Raw genomic sequence first — 19,051 nt, forward strand, 5'->3', positions numbered from 1 at the left:
CAGCCTTGGCTCAATCTTGATACAGATCGACACTAATTGAAACAAAAAAAGTAATTCTAGCCGTCATCTGCCAGTTGAAACGCGGGGTTTTTACCGACGAATCGCCGCTTCGGGGCGGTCACAGCGCAGCGCCGCCTAGCGAAGAGCGTCCCAAACCAGCTTGCAGCCGGTCAGCAGCATGCCGAGATACAGGAGGCGGTAAAACAACATTGGGCTAATGCTTTTGGCCAGCCGCAGACCCAGCCACACGCCCAGCGGCGCCAGCGGCAGCAGAGCCAGCGAGGTCGTCATATTACGCAGGTCCAGCAGGCCTAGCCAGGCATAGGGGAGCCACTTGGAGAGGTTGATTACAAAGAAGAAAAACGCCATGGTGGCGGTAAATTTGATTGGACTCAGCCGCAGCGGAATCACGTAAGCGCTCAGCGGCGGGCCACCGGCATGGGCCACAAAGCTGGTGAACCCCGCGGTCACCGTCAGGATCGCGCCCAGCCATTTTGGCGGCGGCGCGCTGTCAGGCCGGGGCGGAAACAGCAGGCGCTGCGCCAGAAACAGCAGGGTAAAGACACCCACCAGACCCGCCACCACTTTGGCATCAAGCACACTGAACAGCAGCGCCCCCAGCAGCGTGCCGACCAGACCGAAGGGCACCAGAAATTTCAGAAACGGCAGGTCGAAGTTCTTGCGGAAGGCCGCCACGCCCAGCAGGTCCATCAGCAGCAGCACCGGCATCAAAATAGCGGCGGCCTGCGGCACCGTGACAGCCAGCGCCATCACCGGCACCGCGAGCGAGCCAAAGCCGGCGCCAAAACCGCTTTTGCTGATGCCGAGCAGCAGCACTGCCGGAATGGCAACGACGTAAAAAAAAGGCTCGGTGATCAACGAAAAAGCCATTGTCCCGCCCACATCAGTCCATGCTGGCGCCCGAATCCTTCACCACCTTGCTCCACTTCACGGTTTCTTTCTGAATGAAGGCGGCGAACTGCTGCGGCGTTTCGCTGTACACCTCAGCACCTTGGTCATTGATCTGCTTTTTGACGTCGGGATTGGCCAGCACCTTGACGATGGCGGCATTGAGTCGGCTGATCACGGCCGGCGGCGTGGCCGCTGGCGCAAACAGGCCAAACCACGAGGTCGCCTCGTAGCCTGGCACGCCGGCCTCGGCAATGGTCGGCACGTCAGGCAGTTCAGGGGAACGTTTGGACGTAGTCACGGCAATGGCGCGCAGCTTGCCCGAACGCACATGCTGGATGGCCGAAGGCATGTTGTCGAACATGATGGCGATCTGGTTGCCCAGCAGATCGGTCACGGCTGGCGCGCTGCCCTTGTAAGGCACGTGCTGCATATCGATCTTGGCCATCGACTTGAACAGCTCGCCCGACAGGTGAATAGAGCTGCCATTGCCTGACGATCCGAAATTGAGCTGCCCCGGATGAGCCTTGGCGTAGGCGATCAGTTCCTTGACGGTCTTGAAGGGTTGCGCCGGGTTGGCGACCAACAGGTTGGGCACATTGGCCACGCGCGTCAGCGGCGCGAAATCCTTGATCGGATCAAACGGCATCTTTTTGTACAGGCTGGCGTTGATCGCGTGCGTGCCGACCGTTCCCATGAACAGCGTGTAACCGTCAGCTGGCGCGCGCGCCGCCGCCTGGGCGCCTATGTTGCCGCCCGCGCCGGCCCGGTTGTCAACAATGACGGTCTGGCCCAGCTCGGCGGTCAGCGCCTGGCCGGCGATGCGCGCCAGGATGTCGGTGGTGCCGCCAGCAGCAAAGGGCACGACGATGGTGATGGTTTTGGCTGGATAGGCGGCCTGAGCCGCAGCGGGCCCAGCAGCCAGCAGACCGGTACCCAGCAGGGCGGCAGAGGCCAGCCCGCCAAGGCTGAAATGACGGCGCGAAGCGCTGATGAAACAAGATGGATACGACATGACAAAAGTCCTTGATGACGATAAATGGAAGGAATCCGGACTGCGCAGTTGCAGGTCGGTTGGACCAGCAGGCAGAGCCGGCATGAAAGCAAGGCAAAAAATCAGACTGGCGCGGTGCCCAGCGTGGTGCCGCCGCAGACGTACAGCACCTGCCCGGTGACAAAGCCGTTGTCGGGCGAAAGAAAGAACATCGCGGCGCGTGCCACGTCCTGGGCCGTGCCCATGCGGCCAACCACAATGCCGTCCAGGATGCGCTGCGTCTGCGGCGCACCTTCGGGGTTGCTTTTGCGGAACAGTTCGGTGGCAATCGGTCCGGGACCAATCGCATTGACAGTGATGCCGTCGCGTCCAAGTTCCATCGCCAGCGTGCGCGTCATGCCTATCATGCCGGCCTTGGTGGCCGAATAGACGATGCGGTCGACCTTGCCCAGTGCGGCGCGCGAAGACATATTGACGATGCGGCCATGGCCGCAGGCGCGAAGGCTGGGCAGAAAAGCCTGCGTCAGCAAGATGACCGCGCGCAAATGCAGGCCGACCACGTCGTCAAGGGTTTGCATGGTCGCAGTGTCGATTGAGCCGGGACGGGTGGCGCCGGCGTTGTTGACCAGCGCGGTGACCTGGTGCCTGGCCGCAATCTCGGCGGCGCGCTCGCGCGTGGACGCTTCCTTCGTCAGGTCGGCCTGGTAGGAAACCAATTGGGGATGACGCCAGTCCGGCAACACGTAGTCGAGGTTGACGACGTTTTTGCCTAGCGCCAGCAGGGCCTCAGCAATGGCCCGGCCTATTCCCGAACTGGCGCCGGTGACGACGGTGGCATCAGGCAAGAGAGCAGCCATCGTGCTCATACCCGCTCCAGGATGACGGCAATGCCTTGCCCCACGCCGATGCACATGGTGCACAGGGCATAACGCCCTCCGCTGCGGTGCAACTGGTTGACCGCCGTGGTCACCAGCCGCGCGCCCGACGCGCCCAGCGGATGGCCCAGCGCAATCGCGCCGCCATTCGGGTTGACGCGCAGGTCATCGTCCTGCAGACCGAGCAGGCGCAGCACCGCCAGCCCCTGCGCGGCAAAGGCTTCGTTGAGCTCGATCACATCCATCCGCGCCAGGCTCAGCCCCGTCAGGGCCAGCACTTTTTCTGTCGCCGGCGCCGGGCCTATGCCCATGATGCGCGGCGGTACGCCGGCCGTTGCCATGCCGACGATGCGGGCGCGCGGCGTCAGGCCGTTTTTTCTCGCCGCCTCTTCATCGGCGATCAGCAGCGCGCAGGCGCCATCGTTGACGCCCGATGCGTTGCCCGCCGTGACACTGCCGTCGGGCCGCACCGCGCCCTTGAGTTTGGCCAGCGCTTCCAGCGAGGTTTCGCGCGGGTGCTCGTCCTGGCTGACGACCAGAGGATCGCCCTTTTTCTGCAAGATGGTGACGGGCGTTATTTCGGCATCGAAGAAACCCGACTTCTGCGCCGCGATCGCCTTGCGCTGCGAGGCCAGCGCCATCTTGTCTTGGTCTTGCCGGCTGATGCGGTAGTCGGTGGCGACGTTTTCGGCGGTCTCGGGCATCGCGTCAACGCCGTACTTTTCTTTCATGAGCTTGTTGACGAAGCGCCAGCCTATCGTCGTGTCATACATCTGCGCGGCGCGGCTGAAAGCGCTCTCGGCCTTGCCCATCACAAAAGGCGCGCGGCTCATGCTCTCGACCCCGCCGGCAATCATCATGCTGGCTTCGCCGGCCTTGATGGCGCGCGCTGCCGTGCCGATCGCATCCATGCCTGAGCCGCACAGCCGGTTGATGGTGGCGCCGGGCAGCTCAAGCGGCAAACCGGCAAGCAGCGTGGCCATGCGGGCCACGTTGCGGTTGTCTTCGCCGGCCTGGTTGACGCAACCATAAATCACGTCGGTCACCGCCATCCAGTCCACATTCGGGTTGCGCGCCATCAAGGCCTTGAGCGGAATCGCGCCGAGGTCGTCGGTGCGCACGCTGCTCAAGGCGCCGCCGTAGCGGCCAAAGGGGGTACGGATGGCGTCGCAGATAAAAGCCTGGTTCATGAGGTGTCCCGGTGGTAAATGTGTATGTTCAGGCGGAAATCGGCAGGCCGATGAGCTTTTCCAACTCGGCAAGCGGCAGCCCCTCGACCAGGTCGATGAGCTGCAGGCCTTGCGGTGTGCAGGCCAGCGTCGCAAGTTCGGAGTAAATGCGCTTGACGCAGGCCATGCCGGTGAGCGGGTAGCTGCACTGCGCCACCACCTTGCTCTCGCCCTTTTTGGTCAGCAGGTCCATCATCACCCAAGTTTGCCTGGCGCCTATGGCCAGGTCCATGGCGCCGCCCACGGCGGGAATGGCACCCGCCTCGCCGGTGCTCCAGTTGGCCAGATCACCGGTAGACGAGACCTGAAACGCGCCCAGCACGCAGATATCCAGATGGCCGCCGCGCATCATGGCAAAGCTGTCGGCATGGTGAAAAAACGAGCCGCCCTTGAGCAACGTCACCGGCTGCTTGCCGGCGTTGATCAGGTCGTAGTCCGCGTCGCACTCGGCCGGCGCCGGGCCCATGCCCAAAATGCCGTTTTCGCTGTGCAAAATCACTTCGCGGCTGGCCGGGATGTGGTTGGCAACCAGCGTGGGCATGCCGATGCCGAGGTTGACGACGGCGCCTTCGTGAATGTCTTGCGCCACGCGGGCGGCGAGCTGTTCTTTGCTGCGTTTTTGGTAAGTCATGAGCATGTGAATATGATTAGGCTGCTTTCCTGAAACCGCCGGCCTGGGTCGCCATGCGCTCTATCTTCACGATCTGCTGCACAAAGATGCCGGGGGTCACGATGTGTTCCGGGTTGAGCGCGCCCAGCTCGACAATTTCATGCACCGTGGCCACGGTTTTCCGGGCGGCAGTCGCCATCACCGGGCCAAAGTTGCGTGCTGCCATTCGGTACGTCAGGTTGCCCCAGCGGTCCCCCTGCTCGGCCTTGATCAACGCCACATCGCCATAAATCGGCATTTCCAGCACGTAATGCCTACCGTTGATTTCACGGGTTTCCTTGGCGCTTCCGTCGACGTTTTTGGCCAGCTCCGTGCCATAGCCAGTAGGAGAGAAAAATGCGCCAATGCCCGCCCCCGCTGCGCGAATGCGTTCGGCCAGATTGCCTTGCGGCACCAATTCGAGATCCAGCTTGCCGCTGCGGTAGAGCGCGTCAAAGATGTGGCTGTCGACCTGGCGCGGAAAGCTGCAGATGATCTTACGAACGCGCCCGGCTTTCAGCAAAGCGGCCAGCCCCTCCTCGGCATTGCCCGCGTTGTTGTTAACCACGGTCAGATCCTTGGCGCCCTGGGCAATCAGGCCGTCAATCAGTTCATTGGGAATGCCGGCGGTGCCAAAGCCGCCAATCATTACAGTGGCGCCGTCTTTCACATCGGCCAGCGCGTCGGCGATGGAAAGGGCAATTTTGTTGATCATTCAAGGGTCTCCAGCAACTCCAACCAGGAAACAAGAAAAGGGAACGCCTAATTTTGAGGGACCTATTTTGTTTGTAATTAGAACAAACGTTCGTATAATGAATTTTAGGAGATTTTTAACCGCATGGCAAATGCCGCAGCCACCCTCATTGCAGACCTCAAGCCCGGCGACGGCTACGTGCAGTCGTTTGCACGCGGGCTCGAAGTGATTCGCTCCTTCAGCGCCAGCGCACCCCGGCAAACCTTGAGCGAAGTGGCCGGACGCAGCGGCCTGAGTCGCGCCGGCGCGCGCCGCATCTTGCTGACGCTGGCGGCGCTGGGCTATGTGCGCAGTGAGGGCAAGCTGTTCAGCCTGACGCCGCGCATACTGGACTTGGGCTTTGCCTACCTCTCGTCCATGCCGATATGGGGCTTGGCCGAGCCGGTAATGGAAGCGCTGGTAGCGCAAATCAAGGAGTCGTGCTCGGCCGCGGTGCTGGACGGCACCGACATCGTGTACGTGCTGCGCGTGCCGACCCACAAGATCATGAGCATCAGCCTGGGTGTCGGTTCGCGCCTGCCGGCCTACTGCACGTCGATGGGCCGCGTGCTGCTGGCCGGACTCGACGACGACGAAGTTATGAGCCGGCTGCAGTCTTCGGAGCGCATGGCACTGACGCGGCACACGGTGACCGAAATTGACGACTTGCTGGCGCGAATCCGCGCGGTGCGAAAGCAGGGCTGGTGCCTGGTCAATCAAGAACTGGAAGAAGGCCTGGTGTCGCTCGCCGCACCCGTGACCAACCGGGCCGGCCACACCGTCGCCGCGATGAACATCAGCGGCCAGGCCAACCGCAGCAGCGCCAGGGTCATGCAGGACAGCATGTTGCCGGCCCTGCTGGCGTCAGCCCAGACCATTTCGCGGCTGCTGGCGGTCAAGCCGGACTGACGGCTGCGCTGTGGCTTGCCTCAGCCCTTGCGGGTGCCAGCAACCAGCACGATAGCGCCCAGGGCGATGGCGCCCAGACTGAGCCACTGAGGGAAGTTGACGGTCTCTTTTTCCTTGACCGAAAGCTCCAGCGGGCCGATCTTGGCGGTCGTCGTGTCTTTGGTAAAGCTGAAGCCGCCAGTCAAGAAGCCAACAAGGCCCAGAACGATTAACACGATGCCTGTGATGGTGGTTGCTTTCATTGGAAATTTCCTTCTTATATAGGGATTGACAAAACAGGCGGCTTCAAGTCGCCACGCTACCGCCCAACTATAGAAGGCAGCGCGCCAAGTTCGCGTAGGACAAGATCCGGTTTCATTTCCCGCCGCCTTCAGGGCAAGGTGCGCCCGTGCTACGCTTTGCCCATGTTTACCCCCTCGCAAGCCGATGTCCGCCGGTTTTTCTGCTCTGTTTATGCCAAAGGCCTTGCTGGGCAACCGCTGGAAGCTATAGAAACCATAGCAAGCCAGTGGCTGGAAGAGCACCCCGAGTACCAAACGGATTTTTCCGATGTCGATGCCGCGCTGCAAAAAATGTACGACGTGGAAGACGGCAAAACCAACCCCTTCCTGCACCTGTCCATGCATCTGTCGATCAGCGAGCAATGCTCCATCGACCAGCCGCGCGGTATCCGCCAGGCCGTGGAGCTTCTGACTGCCAGGCGTGACTCGCTGCACGACGCGCACCACGAGGCCATGGACTGTCTGGGCCAGATGGTTTGGGAAAGCCAGCGCGCCGGCCGCCCCCCCGACGGCGCCGCTTATATCGACTGCGTGCAACGCCGTGCCACCCGAGACTAGATTTAGCCCCAGGCTTTCACTTTGTTTAACACGCCGCCTCCCGAGGAAACTAATTTCCCTTGGCGCGGCCCGGCGGAAAATTTTCTGCCGTATGCGCCACCCCGCCAAAAAAAAACCACTGAAACAGCGGCTTTTTTTTGGCGGGGTGCTTGCGCTTCAGCGGAATTTGCTCTGCGGAACCACCTTGAGTTCACCTTCGACCGACGACACATAGTTAGCCAGCATCTTGAGCTCGGCATTGGTGTACTGCTTGGCCATGCCCGCCATGATGGCGTTGCCGCGACCCACCTTGGCGTTGTTCTCTATCTTGTACGACTTGAGAGCCACAAACAGGTAATCCGCATGCTGACCACCAATTTTGGGGTAAGACGGGTCAATCGGCTGGCCGAAGTTGGCGCCATGGCAGGACGCGCAATTGGCCTTGCTGAGCAGGGCCTGCACCTCGGCGCTCGGTTCCCTGGATGGCTTGACCGGAAGCGTCGCGCCCACCACCACGCCATGCACGCTGTAATAAGCGGCCAGATCGACCATGTCCTGATCGCTCAGCGACTCGGCAATGCCGCGCATGGTCGGGTGCTTGCGCTCGCCTTTTTTGTATGCATGCAGCGACGACGCGATGTACTTGGCGCTCTGGCCGGAAATCATGGGGACCTTGTAGACCTCGGGGAAAGAGGCCTGGTAGCCCTTGATGCCGTGGCAACCAATACACATGGCGTTCTTGGTTTCGCCTGCTTTGGCGTCGCCTTTAAGCTCCTGTGCGAGGCTGGAAGCCGTCACACAGGAGACAGCCAGAGCGAATATCGTGGTCAACAGCTTATTCATTTTTCGCGCACAATCAAGTGAAAATTCATCGTTTAGAACAGCTTTGGATTATATCTGGGCCTGACGGATTTCAGACACCGCTTGCCGGTTGCCAGCGCCAGAGCTGCCTCAACCATCAAGCTCTTTCAACGCCCCAGCAACAGCCCTTCCACACTTCTGACTCCCCAAGCACATGAAATTCCAAGGCTCACAAAACTACGTCGCCACGCCGGACCTGATGCTGGCCGTCAATGCCGCAGCCACCCTGAAAAGGCCGTTGTTGGTCAAGGGCGAGCCCGGCACCGGCAAAACCATGCTGGCCGAGGAAGTGGCGCAGGCCTTGAGTCTTCCGCTGCTGCAGTGGCACATCAAGTCCACCACCAAGGCGCAGCAGGGCCTGTATGAATACGACGCCGTCTCGCGCCTGCGCGATTCCCAACTGGGCGATGAAAAGGTGAAGGACATTCATAACTACATCGTCAAGGGTGTGTTGTGGCAAGCCTTCACGGCAGAGCAGCCGGTCGCCCTGCTGATCGACGAGATCGACAAGGCCGACATTGAATTTCCGAACGACCTGCTGCGCGAGATCGACCGCATGGAGTTTTACGTCTACGAGACGCGCGAACTCATCAAGGCCAGGCACCGGCCGCTGGTGTTCATCACGTCCAACAATGAAAAAGAACTGCCCGACGCCTTTTTGCGCCGCTGCTTTTTTCACTACATCAAGTTCCCCGACGCCGACACCATGAAGCAAATCGTCGACGTGCATTTTCCCGGCCTCAAAAAGGAATTGCTGGCGGCCGCCATGAAGACTTTTTATGAAGTCCGCAACCTGCCCGGCCTAAAGAAGAAGCCCTCCACCAGCGAGCTGCTCGACTGGCTCAAGCTGCTGCTGGCTGAAGACATTCCGCTGGAAGCCCTGCAAAGCCGCGACGACAAGGTGACCGTGCCGCCGCTGGTCGGCGCACTGCTCAAAAACGAGCAGGACGTGACCCTGTTTGAAAAGCTCGTCTTCATGCAGCGCAACAACCGCTAGTCCCTTCGCTTCAAAAGCCAACCATCAAAACCTTCGAACGCAGAGCTAGAGCACCATGGGCAAGTCATTGTTGATTGAGGGGCTGAGCGACGCCGCCGGCTTCCTGGGCGGCGCGTTGTTGGGCTGGTGGCTGGCCAGCCTGCTGGGTTTCGAAGTCGCCACCGAGGGCTACAGCGCCAGCCGAATGGTTGGCGTGGCACTGCTTATTCTGGGTGGCAGCCTGGGCCTGCGGCAAGCACGGCGCTGGCGCCGCGTACACGCTGAACGTCAGCTGGAAAAACGGAAGCAAGCACCATGAGTTTTGTAGAAGCCGTCACGCTGGCCGCGCGCGGTGTAGAACTGGTGCCGTTGGCGCTTGAGCATGAAGCCGGTCTGCGCGCCGCGGCCGCCGACGGTGAACTCTGGAAGCTGCGCGTCACCTCGGTGCCCGAGCCGGAACAAACGCGCGCCTACATTGAAGCCGCGCTGGCAGCCCGCCAGGACGGCAACCGTTTCGCCTTTGCGGTGCGCGACCATTCCAGCGGCACGGTGCTGGGCAGCACCAGTTACCACGACATACTGCCGGCGGTCAAACGCCTGGAGATTGGCTACACCTGGTACGCCCTGCGCTGCCAGCGCAGCCACGTCAACACCACCTGCAAGCTGTTGATGCTGACGCACGCGTTTGAAACCCTGGGCTGCCATGTCGTCGGCTGGCGGACCGACAATTTCAACCACGCCTCGCAGCGCGCCATCGAACAGCTGGGCGCGCGCAAAGATGGCGTGATTCGCGGTCATGCGCTGCGGCGCGACGGCACCATCCGCGACACCGTCCTGTACAGCCTGCGCGCCGGCGAATGGCCAGAGGTCAAGGCGCAGTTGCTGTACCTGCTGGACAAACCGCGCCCCTGAGATTGCACACACCATGCTGATTGACTTTTTCTACACCCTGCGCTCGGCCAAATTGCCGGTTTCGGTCAAGGAATTTTTGGTGCTGCTCGAAGCGCTGGAAGCCGGTGTGGTCGGACCCAACAGCGGCAAGCCTGACGAGCCCGGCGAAGGCGCTTACAAGATTGACGACTTCTATTACCTGAGCCGCACCGTGCTGGTGAAGGACGAAAAGCACTACGACAAGTTTGACCGCGCCTTCGCGGCCTACTTCAAGGGCGTGGAGATGGTCGCTGACTTCACGAAAGAGATTCCGCTCGACTGGCTGCGCAAAAACCTCGAACTGCAGCTCAGCGCCGAGGACAAGGCCAAAATCGAAAAAATGGGCTGGGACGAGCTCATGGAAACGCTTAAAAAACGTTTTGAAGAACAAAAAGAGCGCCACGAAGGCGGCAGCAAATGGATTGGTACCGGCGGCACCTCGCCCTTTGGCGCCAATGGCTACAACCCGCAGGGCATACGCATAGGCCAGGAAAAAAGTCGCAACAGAAGCGCGGTCAAAGTCTGGGACCAGCGCGCCTACAAGGACTACGACGACACGCAGGAGCTCGGCACGCGCAACATCAAGGTTGCGCTGCGCCGGCTGCGCAAGTTTGCGCGCCAGGGCAACCAGGAAGAGCTCGACCTGGACGACACCATCCGAAGTACCGCAGCCAATGCCGGCTGGCTTGACATCAAGATGGTGCCCGAGCGCCACAACAATGTGAAAGTGTTGTTGCTGATGGACGTGGGCGGCACCATGGACGACCATATTCACCGCGTCGAGGAAATGTTTTCTGCCGTCAAGGCCGAGTTCAAGCACCTCGAGTTTTATTACTTTCACAACTGCGTCTATGACTTCATGTGGAAGAACAACCGGCGCCGCTTTGCCGAGAAATTTCCGACCTGGGACATCATCCGCAAGTACAACAAGGACTACAAACTGATCTTTGTTGGCGACGCCACCATGAGCCCTTACGAAATACTCCAGCCCGGCGGCAGTGTTGAATACAACAACGAAGAAGCCGGTGCCCAATGGATGCAGCGGCTGACCAATGCTTTCCCCAAATTCGCCTGGATCAACCCGGAACCGCAGGGCGTCTGGCAATACCGCCAGAGCATCAGCGTGATCCAGCAACTGGTCAACCAGCGCATGTTCCCGCTGACCCTGCGCGGGCTGGAAGAGGCCATGCGGCTGCTGTCCAAATAGCGCTCAAGTAAACTGGACTTGTGACCTATTCCAGTACTGTCAATGCACGGACGGCCACCCCGGCAGCACTCAGCACTGCAAGCTTGGCCCTTGCTTGCGCCCTTCTGGCAATTTTCCTGGCGCCTGCCGCTGGCGCGCAAATGGCCTTACCCGCGCAAACCGCACCAGCCCCCGCAGCGCCGCCAGCAAAAATAGCACCGCCTGCCACGCCGCAAGGCGAGGTCGGGCCCGCCGGCGCCGAACCTGAAGTCAGCGCTTTCGACATTGCCGTGCGCGCTCCTACCGTGGTGCGCGAGCTGCTCGAAAAGCACCTTGAACTGCAACGCTACCGCGCGGTGACCGATCTGGACGAGGCCGAACTGGCGCGCCTGATCGTGCTGGCCGAGCGCAATGTGCGCAACCTCGTCGGCACGCTCGGTTACTTCAGCCCCGACATCCGCATCACGCGTGAGGGGGAGGTCAATCAGCGCCCGACCATCGTTGTCGCCGTCGATCCGGGAGATGCCACCTTGATAGACTCCGTCTCCATCAACTTTGCCGGTGACATTGCCCAATCCACCGATGCCGATGCACTGGCGCAACGCGAAGGCATCCGGCGCGACTGGCGCCTGCCCGCCAACCAGCGCTTCACGCAAGACGCCTGGGCCGGCGCCAAAACACAGGCGCTGCGCGAGCTGGTGGCGCGCCGCTACCCCGCCGGAAAACTAGCCGATAGCCTGGCCGACGTGGACGCGCCCGAACACCGCGCCAGCTTGCGTGTGCAACTCGACTCCGGCCCGCTCTACCGGCTCGGCGCCATGCAGGTCAGCGGCGTGGAACGCTACGACCCGCTGCTGGTGCCGCGGCTGGCGCGCCTGAATGCGGGCACGGTGTATGACCAGAACCAACTGGTGGAAGCGCAGTTTCGGCTGGCGTCGAGCGGTTACTTTGATTCGGCTTCTATTTTTGTCGACCCCGAAAGCGATCCGCTGGCCGCGCCGGTGCAGGTACAGGTGAGCGAAGCCAGACTGCAAAAAATCATTCTGGGCGTCGGCCTGACCACCGACAGCGGGCCGCGCGCCTCGGTGGAGCACACCCACCACCGCGTGCCCGGCATAGGCTGGCGCGCGGTGACCAAGCTGCAGCTGGAGAAGAAATCCCCGTTCGCCCAGACCGAGTGGACCTCCATCCCCGACGCGGCCAGCTGGCGCTGGGTTGCCTTGGGCCGCGCCGAACGGCTGGACGACAACGAGCTGATCACACGCGCCCAGCGCCTGCGCTTTGGCCGCTCCCAGGCCGGCGAGCGCATAGACCGCAGCATTTATCTGCAGTACGACCGGGCGCGCGTCAGTGGCGTCGGCCTGCAGGGCAACTCAGCCGCCGATGAAGGCGAGGGCTCGGCCTTGACGGCGAACTATGTCTGGACCGGCCGCTATTTCGACAGCCTGCCTTTTCCGGGCAGGGGCTACGGCCTGGGCTTCGAACTCGGCGGCGGCAGCACGCTGGAAGGGAATCGCCAGCCTTTTACGCGCACGGTGGGCCGCTGGCTCGGCATCCGGCCGCTGCAGCGCGGGCGCATTGCCATGCGGGCAGAAGGCGGCGCCGTGCTGGCCAAAGACAGCGCCAGCATTCCCGCCACCCAGCTGTTTCGCACCGGCGGCGACAGTACGGTGCGCGGCTACGGCCTGCGCGACATCGGCATCAAACGAGCCAATGGTGCGACTGGCCCGGGGCGCTACCTGGCCGTCGCCAGCATCGAATGGCAGCGCCCCATCCTGCGCGGCGATTTGCCCAGCGAATTCGAAAGCACTGTGTTTCTTGATGCCGGCGCCGTGGCCGACAAGCCGCAAGACCTGCGCCCCGCCGTCGGCGTGGGCGCCGGTGTGCGCTGGCGCAGCCCGATTGGTCCTTTGCAGATGGACCTGGCCTACGGCGTCAAAGTCAAACAGCTGCGCTTGCATGTCAGCGTGGGCTTTGTCTTTTGATGGACGCGCCGGTGAACCTTACCAAATCTGACAACACCGACAAGACTGCCAGGCCGCCCCGGCGCTGGTCGCACTGGTTGAAAGCCGCCGCGCTCGCCGCTGGCGGCATGGTGCTACTGGTCGTGGCATCACTCAGCGCGCTGTGGTGGTGGGCCGGCAGTGAAGGCTCGCTCGCCAGCGCACTGCGCTGGATAAGCCAATCCCAGCCGCTGCTGGCCGGGCGCGCTACCGGCTCGCTACGCGCCGGCGGGCACGTTGACCAGCTGCTGTGGCAAAAGGACGGCTTGCGCGTCGAAGCCCGCGATGTCAGCCTAGCCTGGCAGCCCTGGTCGCTGCTGCAGGGCAAGCTCACGCTGAACCAGCTGACGGCTGTCAGCGTGCAGGTGGACGACCAGCGTGTGCCTTCCAAATTGCCTGCCCCGCCCACCACGCTGAGCCTGCCACTGCCGGTTGCGCTTGATGCATTTTCGGTCGCCCAGCTGCGCTGGACCGGGCCGACGGCGCTAACCGGCGTGACCGCCTCTGGCATTTCCGGGCGCTACCAGTTCAACGGCCTGCAGCATCAGCTCGATCTGCTGGGCGCGCAGGTCGCCAGTGGCCGCTACAGCGGGCACGCCGTGCTGACTTCAAGCGGTCCGCTGGTGCTGAACGCCAGCCTGGCAGGCGCCATGACGACCACCCTGCCCGCCAGCAAAACCGCGCTGCCACTTGCCTTCCAGGCCACGGCACGCGGGCCGCTGACTGAGCTGCTGGTCAACGCCGAGCTGCAGATGACTGCCCCGCCCGCCGCCGGCGCTGCGCAACCGCAGGCAACTGCCACGGCCCGCGTCACCCCCTGGGCCGCGCAGCCACTGCCGCAAGCCGATGCACGCTTTCGTGACCTGGACCTGGCCGCGCTGTGGCCAGACGCGCCGCAAACCCAGCTGAGCGGCAGCGCCAGCGTGCGGCCCGTTGCAGGCAGCAGCACGGCCAGCCCGGCCTGGGCGCTACAGCTGCAGGCGGCCAACCGCCTGGCTGGCCCCTGGGACCGCAAAAAGCTGCCGCTGGAGCAGCTGGAAACCGGTGGCGAGTGGCGCAATGGCACGGCGCTGGTTCGCACTCTCAAGGCGCGCCTGGGCGGCGGCGAACTGCTGGCCAGCGGTGAATGGACGCAAGCCGATAGCGCCGGCACGGCAGCAGCGGCGCAAGCCTGGAAACTGCAGGCCACGCTGCAGCGCGTCAACCCGGCCCAGCTGCACAGCCGATTTGCCGCGCTGCCGCTGAACGGCCGGGCCAGCGTGCGCAGCCAGGGTGAAGCCACCGGCTTTGAAGCCAGCGTGCAGACGGCTGTCAGCGCGGGCAAACAAGCACCAGCAGCCAGAACAGCTTCCCGTCAGAAGAATCCCCTGAGCCAATTAGGACAACTACGCCTGCGCGACGCCAACGCCACCGGAAGCTGGAACCCCAAACAGGGCGGCGGCACGCTGCTGCTGTCTGCGCTGCGCGTGCGCACCGACGACGCCGAACTGGCGGGCCAGCTTGAAGCCCAGCCCGCCGCACGCGGTGGCAAGGGCCAACTGGCCTTGACGGCGCCCGGGCTGGACGCCACGCTGCAGGGCGAGCTGCGGCAAAGCAGCGGTGGCGGGGCTGTCAGCCTGCACGGCCGCGATGCAGCGCAAGCCTTGCGCTGGCTGCAACAACTGCCGGGCCTGCCCGCTGCGCTTCAAACGGCTGCTGCCAGCGGCAGTGCCGAGCTGCAGGCCAACTGGCAAGGCGGCTGGGCCGATCCGGCAGTGCAGGCACGACTCGACCTGCCTTCGCTCGACTGGCGCACCGCCGCCGCAGCTGCCGCCACGCCTGCCGATACTGCCAGCGGCGCGCCGGGCGAGCTCAAAATCCGCGCGCTGCAAGCCACACTCTCAGGCCGATTGAGCCAGGCGCAGCTGGCCGCGCAGGGCCGCCTTGAAGTGGAGCAGCGCCGCTACGCCCTGCAACTGGCAGCCACCGGCGGGCGCATCCAGCCAGCCGGTGCGGCCCAAGCAGCCTGGGGCGAAGCGGCCTGGCAGGGCCTGCTTAATCAGTTCAGCGTCAGCGTTGAAGACCCCGCCCGGGGAGCAGGGGCCTGGCGGCTGGCCACGCGCAGCGCGCTGCCGCTGAAGTGGACGCCAGCGCGCGGTGGCGCTGGCGCGACGTTCGAGGGCGGCGCCGGCGAAGCCCTGCTGAGCGCGCCAACGGCGCGTGTTTCGGCGAACACCCCCGCGCAAGCCACGCTGGCCTGGCAACCGGTGCGCTGGCGGCCCGGCGAGCTGGTCAGCGCCGGCCAGCTTAGCGGCCTGCCCATGGCCTGGATCGAGTTGCTCGGTGGCCCGCAGCTGGCCGGCGCCGGCCTGGGCGGTAACTTACTGCTCGATGGTCAATGGGACGCCACGCTGGGCGAGCGCCTGCAGCTCAAGGCCAGCCTGGCGCGCCGCAGTGGCGACCTCACGGTGCAGGCGCAAAACGTGCAGGGCAGCAACGCGCGCTTGGCGGCCGGGCTTAAACAGGTGCAACTATCCCTGGTCAGCAACGGCGACGCCCTGACGCTGGCCCTGCGCTGGGACAGCGAACGCGCCGGCACGGCCGACGGCCAGCTGCAGACCCGCCTGACACGCGCGCCAGCCGGCCAAGGCGTAGGCGGCTGGCTCTGGTCGCCAGACGCGCCGCTCAACGGCCAGTTGCGCGCGCAATTGCCGCGCATCGGCGTCTGGTCGCTGTTGGCGCCGCCGGGCTGGCGCTTGCGCGGCTCGCTCGCGGCCGACCTGGCCATAAGCGGAACTCGCGCCGCGCCGCTGCTGACGGGCGATTTGCAGGCCAACGACCTGGCCTTGCGCTCGGTGGTCGATGGCATCGAATTTGCAAACGGCCGGCTGCGCGCCCGGCTCGACGGCAGCCGCATGCGCATCAGCGAATTCACTTTGCAGGGCGCCGGCGACAAGGGGACCGGCGGCGTCCTGACGGCCCAGGGCGAAGCCGGCTGGGTAGACGGCAAACCGCAGGTACAGCTCGACGCCAAGCTGGAGCGGCTGCGCGCCAGCCTGCGCACCGACCGGCAGCTCACCGTGTCGGGCCAGCTGCAGGCCAGCCTCAAAGGCGAGCAGGCCGAACTGACTGGCAAGCTGGAGGTCGACCAGGCACGCATCATCTTGCCCGACGAAGGCACGCCGCAACTGGGCGATGACGTGGTGGTGCGCACCAACCGTGGCGCCGCCGTCGGGCAAAAGGCGCCCGCCGAGACCAGCGCACCGGCGGCCAGACCAAACCGCCCCGTCAAGCTGGCGGTTCAGCTTGATCTGGGCCGCGACTTCCGCATCCAGGGCAAAGGCCTTGACACGCGGGTGCGCGGCACGCTCGCCCTCTACGGCGACTCGCTGGCCGGTCCGCGACTGACCGGCACCGTCAACACCTTCGGCGGGCAATACCGCGCCTACGGCCAGCGCCTGGATGTCGAGCAAGGCGCGCTGCGCTTTACCGGGGCCATCGACAACCCGGCCCTCGACATCCTGGCGATTCGCCCCAACAGTATTCAGACCGGGCAGCGCATCGGCGTGCAGATCACCGGCACCGCCCTGCTGCCGCGCGTGCGCCTGTACGCCCAGCCTGAACTGCCCGAAGCTGAAAAGCTGTCGTGGCTGGTGATTGGCCGGCCCTCAGCCGCCGGCGGCGCCGAAGCCGCGCTGCTGCAACAGGCCGCACTGGCACTGCTGGGCGGCAAAGGCGGCGGCATGTCGGGCGGCCTGGCCGCGTCGCTGGGGCTGGACGAGCTGTCGTTTCGCGGCGCCGCCAGCAATGCCAACGGGGGCACCAGCGAAGGCGCCGTCACGCTAGGCAAGCGCTTTTCGCGCAACTTCTACGCCGCCTACGAACGCAGTATTTCAGGCGCCCTGGGCACACTGTATGTTTTCTATGACCTGTCGCGGCGCTTCACCGTGCGCGCCCAGGCCGGCCAGCAAAGCGCCGTGGACCTGATCTTCACCGTGCCCTACGACTGAGCGGCTTTGCCTTGGCTGTACCGGCCAGCGCATACAATTCCCACTCCTCGCAGCCACTGCGACGCCCGCCGCCATAGTTCAACGGATAGAACGAGTGCCTCCTAAGCGCTAGATACAGGTTCGATTCCTGTTGGTGGCACCATTTGATCAAATCAGATCATGTCAGAACCTCTCAAAACCCGCATGTTTACTGGCATAGCGGGTTTTTTTGTTGTCTCACGCGGTTTCACCGGCCAACATGAAATACCATCAAAATCATGGTATTCATGATGGTATCCAGAAATACCAGCAACCGAGATACCAACAAAAGGGCAGATCATGGCGCTGACAGACACCTTCGTGAAGAACATCAAGCCCGGCCCGGGGGCTGCTGGCCAAAAACACGCCGATGGGCTGGGCTTGTATCTGAACGTCAAGGAGGCCGGGAAGTACTGGCGCATGAACTACCGCTTTGCGGGCAAGCAAAAAACGCTGGCGCTCGGCGTGTATCCGGCGGTATCGCTACTGAAAGCCCGCCAGCGGCGCGACAAGGCGCGTGAACTGCTGGCAGACGGCATAGACCCCAGCACAGCCAAGCAAGAGGATAAACAGGCCAAAGCAGACGCGGCGGCAAACACCTTTGAAGCCGTGGCCCGGGACTGGCTGATCAAGACCAAAGCCAAGCGGGCGGCCATCACCCACTTGAAGGTGGCCACCTGGTTAGAAAAAGACGCTTTCCCCTTCATTGGCAATATGCCTATCTCCACCATTGGGCCGCGTGACGTGCTGGACAAGGTAGTAGGCAAGGTCGAGGCACGCGGCGCTATTGACACGGCCCACCGGCTCAAGCAGCTTTGCGGGCAGGTGTTCCGCTACGCAGTCGTGACGGGGCTGGCAGAAAGGGACGTGACCACTGATCTACGCGAAGCCCTGGTAACGAAAACGCAAAAGCACCATGCAGCGATCACAGAACCCAAGCAGGTAGGTGACCTGATGCGCTCGATATTCGCCTACACCGGGCACCCCACTACGCTGGCAGCGCTCAAATTGACGCCTTTGGTTTTTGTTCGGCCGGGCGAACTGCGCACGATGGAATGGGCAGAACTGGACCTGGATGCGGCAGAGTGGCGCATTCCCGGCAGCAAAATGAAAATGAAGACAGAACACCTTGTGCCACTTTGCACGCAGGCGGTGGCGTTGTTGCGCAGCGTGCAGCCCCTTACCGGCCACGGACGCTACGTGTTCCCCAGCTTGCGCACGGGTGAACGGCCCATGAGCGAAAACACGATAAACGGCGCTGTGCGGGCCATGGGCTACAGCAAAGAGGTTCACACCGCCCACGGGTTCCGGGCCACGGCCAGAACCATCCTGGATGAAGTGCTTGGCGAGCGGGTGGACCTGATAGAGCACCAATTAGCCCACACGGTGAAGGATGCCAACGGCCGGGCCTACAACCGCACCGCACACCTGCCAGCCCGGCGCGTGATGATGCAGACCTGGGCGGACTACCTGGACAAGCTGCGCATCGGTGCCGACGTGATCCAGCTTCGCCCAGCGGCAAAGTAAAAAAGACTGTTTTAAGCCACGCCTAGCTATCGGCTGATCCCGATGGTGGAAAGCGGCGGGCCATTTTGTTGAGTTAGATTGCCGGGAATCCGTCAAGCTCAAAAGCGACATTGAAGCCTTACTCAAAAGGATTCACGCAATGTCAAACAAAATCACAACCCATACAACGCCCATTGCATCCAGCATCCCGGCGCAAAAGGCAACCATCCATCAATCGATTTTCGACGCACTGCCAAACAGCGCATTCATTCGAGAAGCCCAATTGGTGCAAAGCCCCAAAAGGCCAGACACCCCAGCCCCCCTGCCCTTTTCTGCGCCGACGCTGTGGCGCAAGGTGAAGGCGGGCACGTTCCCAAAACCGACCAAACTTTCACAAAGGGTCACCGCGTTCAATGTCGGTGAAGTGCGGGCGTGGATGCTGGCACAGGCCACGGTGTAAAGGGGC

Annotated in this window: 18 protein-coding genes and 1 tRNA gene; 11 read left to right on the forward strand and 8 right to left on the reverse strand. The window is 63.1% G+C overall.

What is annotated here, in order from left to right; genetic code table 11:
• Positions 1 to 135 precede the first annotated feature (135 nt).
• The 6 genes from HHJ18_RS18530 to HHJ18_RS18555 form a co-directional block, all read right to left on the reverse strand.
• The gene (locus tag HHJ18_RS18530; protein WP_296917620.1) at positions 136 to 891 is read right to left on the reverse strand and encodes a sulfite exporter TauE/SafE family protein; all 756 of its coding nucleotides are present in this window, start codon (positions 889 to 891) and stop codon (positions 136 to 138) included.
• Between the two features lie 13 nt (positions 892 to 904).
• The gene (locus HHJ18_RS18535) at positions 905 to 1,924 is read right to left on the reverse strand and encodes a tripartite tricarboxylate transporter substrate binding protein (RefSeq protein ID WP_296917622.1); all 1,020 of its coding nucleotides are present in this window, start codon (positions 1,922 to 1,924) and stop codon (positions 905 to 907) included.
• A 101-nt stretch (positions 1,925 to 2,025) separates the two neighbouring features.
• Positions 2,026 to 2,760 (reverse strand): SDR family oxidoreductase, encoded by a 735-nt coding sequence (locus HHJ18_RS18540; RefSeq protein WP_296917848.1) that lies wholly within the window; start codon positions 2,758 to 2,760, stop codon positions 2,026 to 2,028.
• Positions 2,761 to 2,765: 5 nt separating this feature from the next.
• On the reverse strand, positions 2,766 to 3,968 hold the full coding sequence (pcaF, locus tag HHJ18_RS18545) for a 3-oxoadipyl-CoA thiolase (protein ID WP_296917624.1): 1,203 nt from the start codon (positions 3,966 to 3,968) through the stop codon (positions 2,766 to 2,768).
• Positions 3,969 to 3,996: 28 nt separating this feature from the next.
• Positions 3,997 to 4,638, reverse strand: coding sequence for a 3-oxoacid CoA-transferase subunit B (locus HHJ18_RS18550; protein WP_296917626.1), 642 nt, complete (start codon positions 4,636 to 4,638; stop codon positions 3,997 to 3,999).
• A gap of 16 nt (positions 4,639 to 4,654) precedes the next feature.
• Entirely contained in the window at positions 4,655 to 5,371 is a 717-nt protein-coding gene (locus HHJ18_RS18555; protein ID WP_296917628.1) for a 3-oxoacid CoA-transferase subunit A, read from the reverse strand.
• A 123-nt stretch (positions 5,372 to 5,494) separates the two neighbouring features.
• On the opposite strand from HHJ18_RS18555, the gene HHJ18_RS18560 reads away from it, so the two are divergent.
• Positions 5,495 to 6,298 (forward strand): IclR family transcriptional regulator C-terminal domain-containing protein, encoded by an 804-nt coding sequence (locus HHJ18_RS18560; protein WP_296917629.1) that lies wholly within the window; start codon positions 5,495 to 5,497, stop codon positions 6,296 to 6,298.
• A gap of 20 nt (positions 6,299 to 6,318) precedes the next feature.
• On the opposite strand, the gene HHJ18_RS18565 is transcribed toward HHJ18_RS18560, so the two are convergent.
• Positions 6,319 to 6,540, reverse strand: a complete 222-nt coding sequence (locus HHJ18_RS18565; RefSeq protein ID WP_296917632.1) for a hypothetical protein — start codon at positions 6,538 to 6,540, stop codon at positions 6,319 to 6,321.
• A gap of 162 nt (positions 6,541 to 6,702) precedes the next feature.
• On the opposite strand from HHJ18_RS18565, the gene HHJ18_RS18570 reads away from it, so the two are divergent.
• Positions 6,703 to 7,137 carry a DUF1841 family protein gene (locus tag HHJ18_RS18570; protein WP_296917634.1) on the forward strand — a complete coding sequence of 145 codons (435 nt, stop codon included), beginning with the start codon at positions 6,703 to 6,705 and terminating at the stop codon, positions 7,135 to 7,137.
• Between the two features lie 156 nt (positions 7,138 to 7,293).
• Here HHJ18_RS18570 and HHJ18_RS18575 read toward each other — a convergent pair whose 3' ends face one another.
• On the reverse strand, positions 7,294 to 7,959 hold the full coding sequence (locus HHJ18_RS18575; RefSeq protein ID WP_296917636.1) for a c-type cytochrome: 666 nt from the start codon (positions 7,957 to 7,959) through the stop codon (positions 7,294 to 7,296).
• Between the two features lie 172 nt (positions 7,960 to 8,131).
• Here HHJ18_RS18575 and HHJ18_RS18580 point away from each other — a divergent pair, with 172 nt between their 5' ends.
• The 9 genes from HHJ18_RS18580 to HHJ18_RS18620 all read left to right on the forward strand — a co-directional run bounded on the left by HHJ18_RS18580 (position 8,132) and on the right by HHJ18_RS18620 (position 19,045).
• Positions 8,132 to 8,974 carry a MoxR family ATPase gene (locus HHJ18_RS18580; RefSeq protein WP_296917637.1) on the forward strand — a complete coding sequence of 281 codons (843 nt, stop codon included), beginning with the start codon at positions 8,132 to 8,134 and terminating at the stop codon, positions 8,972 to 8,974.
• 55 nt (positions 8,975 to 9,029) lie between these two features.
• On the forward strand, positions 9,030 to 9,272 hold the full coding sequence (locus tag HHJ18_RS18585) for a hypothetical protein (protein ID WP_296917639.1): 243 nt from the start codon (positions 9,030 to 9,032) through the stop codon (positions 9,270 to 9,272).
• Positions 9,269 to 9,865, forward strand: coding sequence for a GNAT family protein (locus HHJ18_RS18590; RefSeq protein ID WP_296917641.1), 597 nt, complete (start codon positions 9,269 to 9,271; stop codon positions 9,863 to 9,865). The genes HHJ18_RS18585 and HHJ18_RS18590 overlap by 4 nt, the downstream gene beginning before the upstream one ends.
• A 13-nt stretch (positions 9,866 to 9,878) precedes the next feature.
• A complete protein-coding gene (locus tag HHJ18_RS18595; RefSeq protein WP_296917643.1) occupies positions 9,879 to 11,090 on the forward strand; it encodes a VWA domain-containing protein in 1,212 nt (403 codons plus the stop codon).
• A 140-nt stretch (positions 11,091 to 11,230) separates the two neighbouring features.
• Entirely contained in the window at positions 11,231 to 13,054 is a 1,824-nt protein-coding gene (locus HHJ18_RS18600) for a BamA/TamA family outer membrane protein (protein WP_296917645.1), read from the forward strand.
• Positions 13,055 to 13,065: 11 nt separating this feature from the next.
• Positions 13,066 to 17,061 (forward strand): translocation/assembly module TamB domain-containing protein, encoded by a 3,996-nt coding sequence (locus HHJ18_RS18605; protein ID WP_296917647.1) that lies wholly within the window; start codon positions 13,066 to 13,068, stop codon positions 17,059 to 17,061.
• Positions 17,062 to 17,128: 67 nt separating this feature from the next.
• Positions 17,129 to 17,203: transfer RNA gene (locus tag HHJ18_RS18610), tRNA-Arg, on the forward strand.
• A 176-nt stretch (positions 17,204 to 17,379) separates the two neighbouring features.
• Entirely contained in the window at positions 17,380 to 18,606 is a 1,227-nt protein-coding gene (locus HHJ18_RS18615) for an integrase arm-type DNA-binding domain-containing protein (protein ID WP_296917649.1), read from the forward strand.
• Positions 18,607 to 18,745: 139 nt separating this feature from the next.
• Positions 18,746 to 19,045, forward strand: coding sequence for an AlpA family phage regulatory protein (locus HHJ18_RS18620; protein ID WP_296917651.1), 300 nt, complete (start codon positions 18,746 to 18,748; stop codon positions 19,043 to 19,045).
• Positions 19,046 to 19,051: the final 6 nt, after the last annotated feature.

The organism is Polaromonas sp. (assembly GCF_012927455.1).
Lineage (GTDB): Bacteria > Pseudomonadota > Gammaproteobacteria > Burkholderiales > Burkholderiaceae_C > Polaromonas.

Excerpts from the sequence above, each read along its gene's own strand:
- HHJ18_RS18530 (WP_296917620.1), bottom strand. The coding sequence starts at position 891 with ATGGCTTTTTCGTTGATCACCGAGCCTTTTTTTTACGTCGTTGCCATT.
- HHJ18_RS18535 (WP_296917622.1), bottom strand. The coding sequence starts at position 1,924 with ATGTCGTATCCATCTTGTTTCATCAGCGCTTCGCGCCGTCATTTCAGC.
- HHJ18_RS18540 (WP_296917848.1), bottom strand. The coding sequence starts at position 2,760 with ATGGCTGCTCTCTTGCCTGATGCCACCGTCGTCACCGGCGCCAGTTCG.
- pcaF (WP_296917624.1), bottom strand. The coding sequence starts at position 3,968 with ATGAACCAGGCTTTTATCTGCGACGCCATCCGTACCCCCTTTGGCCGC.
- HHJ18_RS18550 (WP_296917626.1), bottom strand. The coding sequence starts at position 4,638 with ATGACTTACCAAAAACGCAGCAAAGAACAGCTCGCCGCCCGCGTGGCG.
- HHJ18_RS18555 (WP_296917628.1), bottom strand. The coding sequence starts at position 5,371 with ATGATCAACAAAATTGCCCTTTCCATCGCCGACGCGCTGGCCGATGTG.
- HHJ18_RS18560 (WP_296917629.1), top strand. The coding sequence starts at position 5,495 with ATGGCAAATGCCGCAGCCACCCTCATTGCAGACCTCAAGCCCGGCGAC.
- HHJ18_RS18565 (WP_296917632.1), bottom strand. The coding sequence starts at position 6,540 with ATGAAAGCAACCACCATCACAGGCATCGTGTTAATCGTTCTGGGCCTT.
- HHJ18_RS18570 (WP_296917634.1), top strand. The coding sequence starts at position 6,703 with ATGTTTACCCCCTCGCAAGCCGATGTCCGCCGGTTTTTCTGCTCTGTT.
- HHJ18_RS18575 (WP_296917636.1), bottom strand. The coding sequence starts at position 7,959 with ATGAATAAGCTGTTGACCACGATATTCGCTCTGGCTGTCTCCTGTGTG.
- HHJ18_RS18580 (WP_296917637.1), top strand. The coding sequence starts at position 8,132 with ATGAAATTCCAAGGCTCACAAAACTACGTCGCCACGCCGGACCTGATG.
- HHJ18_RS18585 (WP_296917639.1), top strand. The coding sequence starts at position 9,030 with ATGGGCAAGTCATTGTTGATTGAGGGGCTGAGCGACGCCGCCGGCTTC.
- HHJ18_RS18590 (WP_296917641.1), top strand. The coding sequence starts at position 9,269 with ATGAGTTTTGTAGAAGCCGTCACGCTGGCCGCGCGCGGTGTAGAACTG.
- HHJ18_RS18595 (WP_296917643.1), top strand. The coding sequence starts at position 9,879 with ATGCTGATTGACTTTTTCTACACCCTGCGCTCGGCCAAATTGCCGGTT.
- HHJ18_RS18600 (WP_296917645.1), top strand. The coding sequence starts at position 11,231 with ATGGCCTTACCCGCGCAAACCGCACCAGCCCCCGCAGCGCCGCCAGCA.
- HHJ18_RS18615 (WP_296917649.1), top strand. The coding sequence starts at position 17,380 with ATGGCGCTGACAGACACCTTCGTGAAGAACATCAAGCCCGGCCCGGGG.
- HHJ18_RS18620 (WP_296917651.1), top strand. The coding sequence starts at position 18,746 with ATGTCAAACAAAATCACAACCCATACAACGCCCATTGCATCCAGCATC.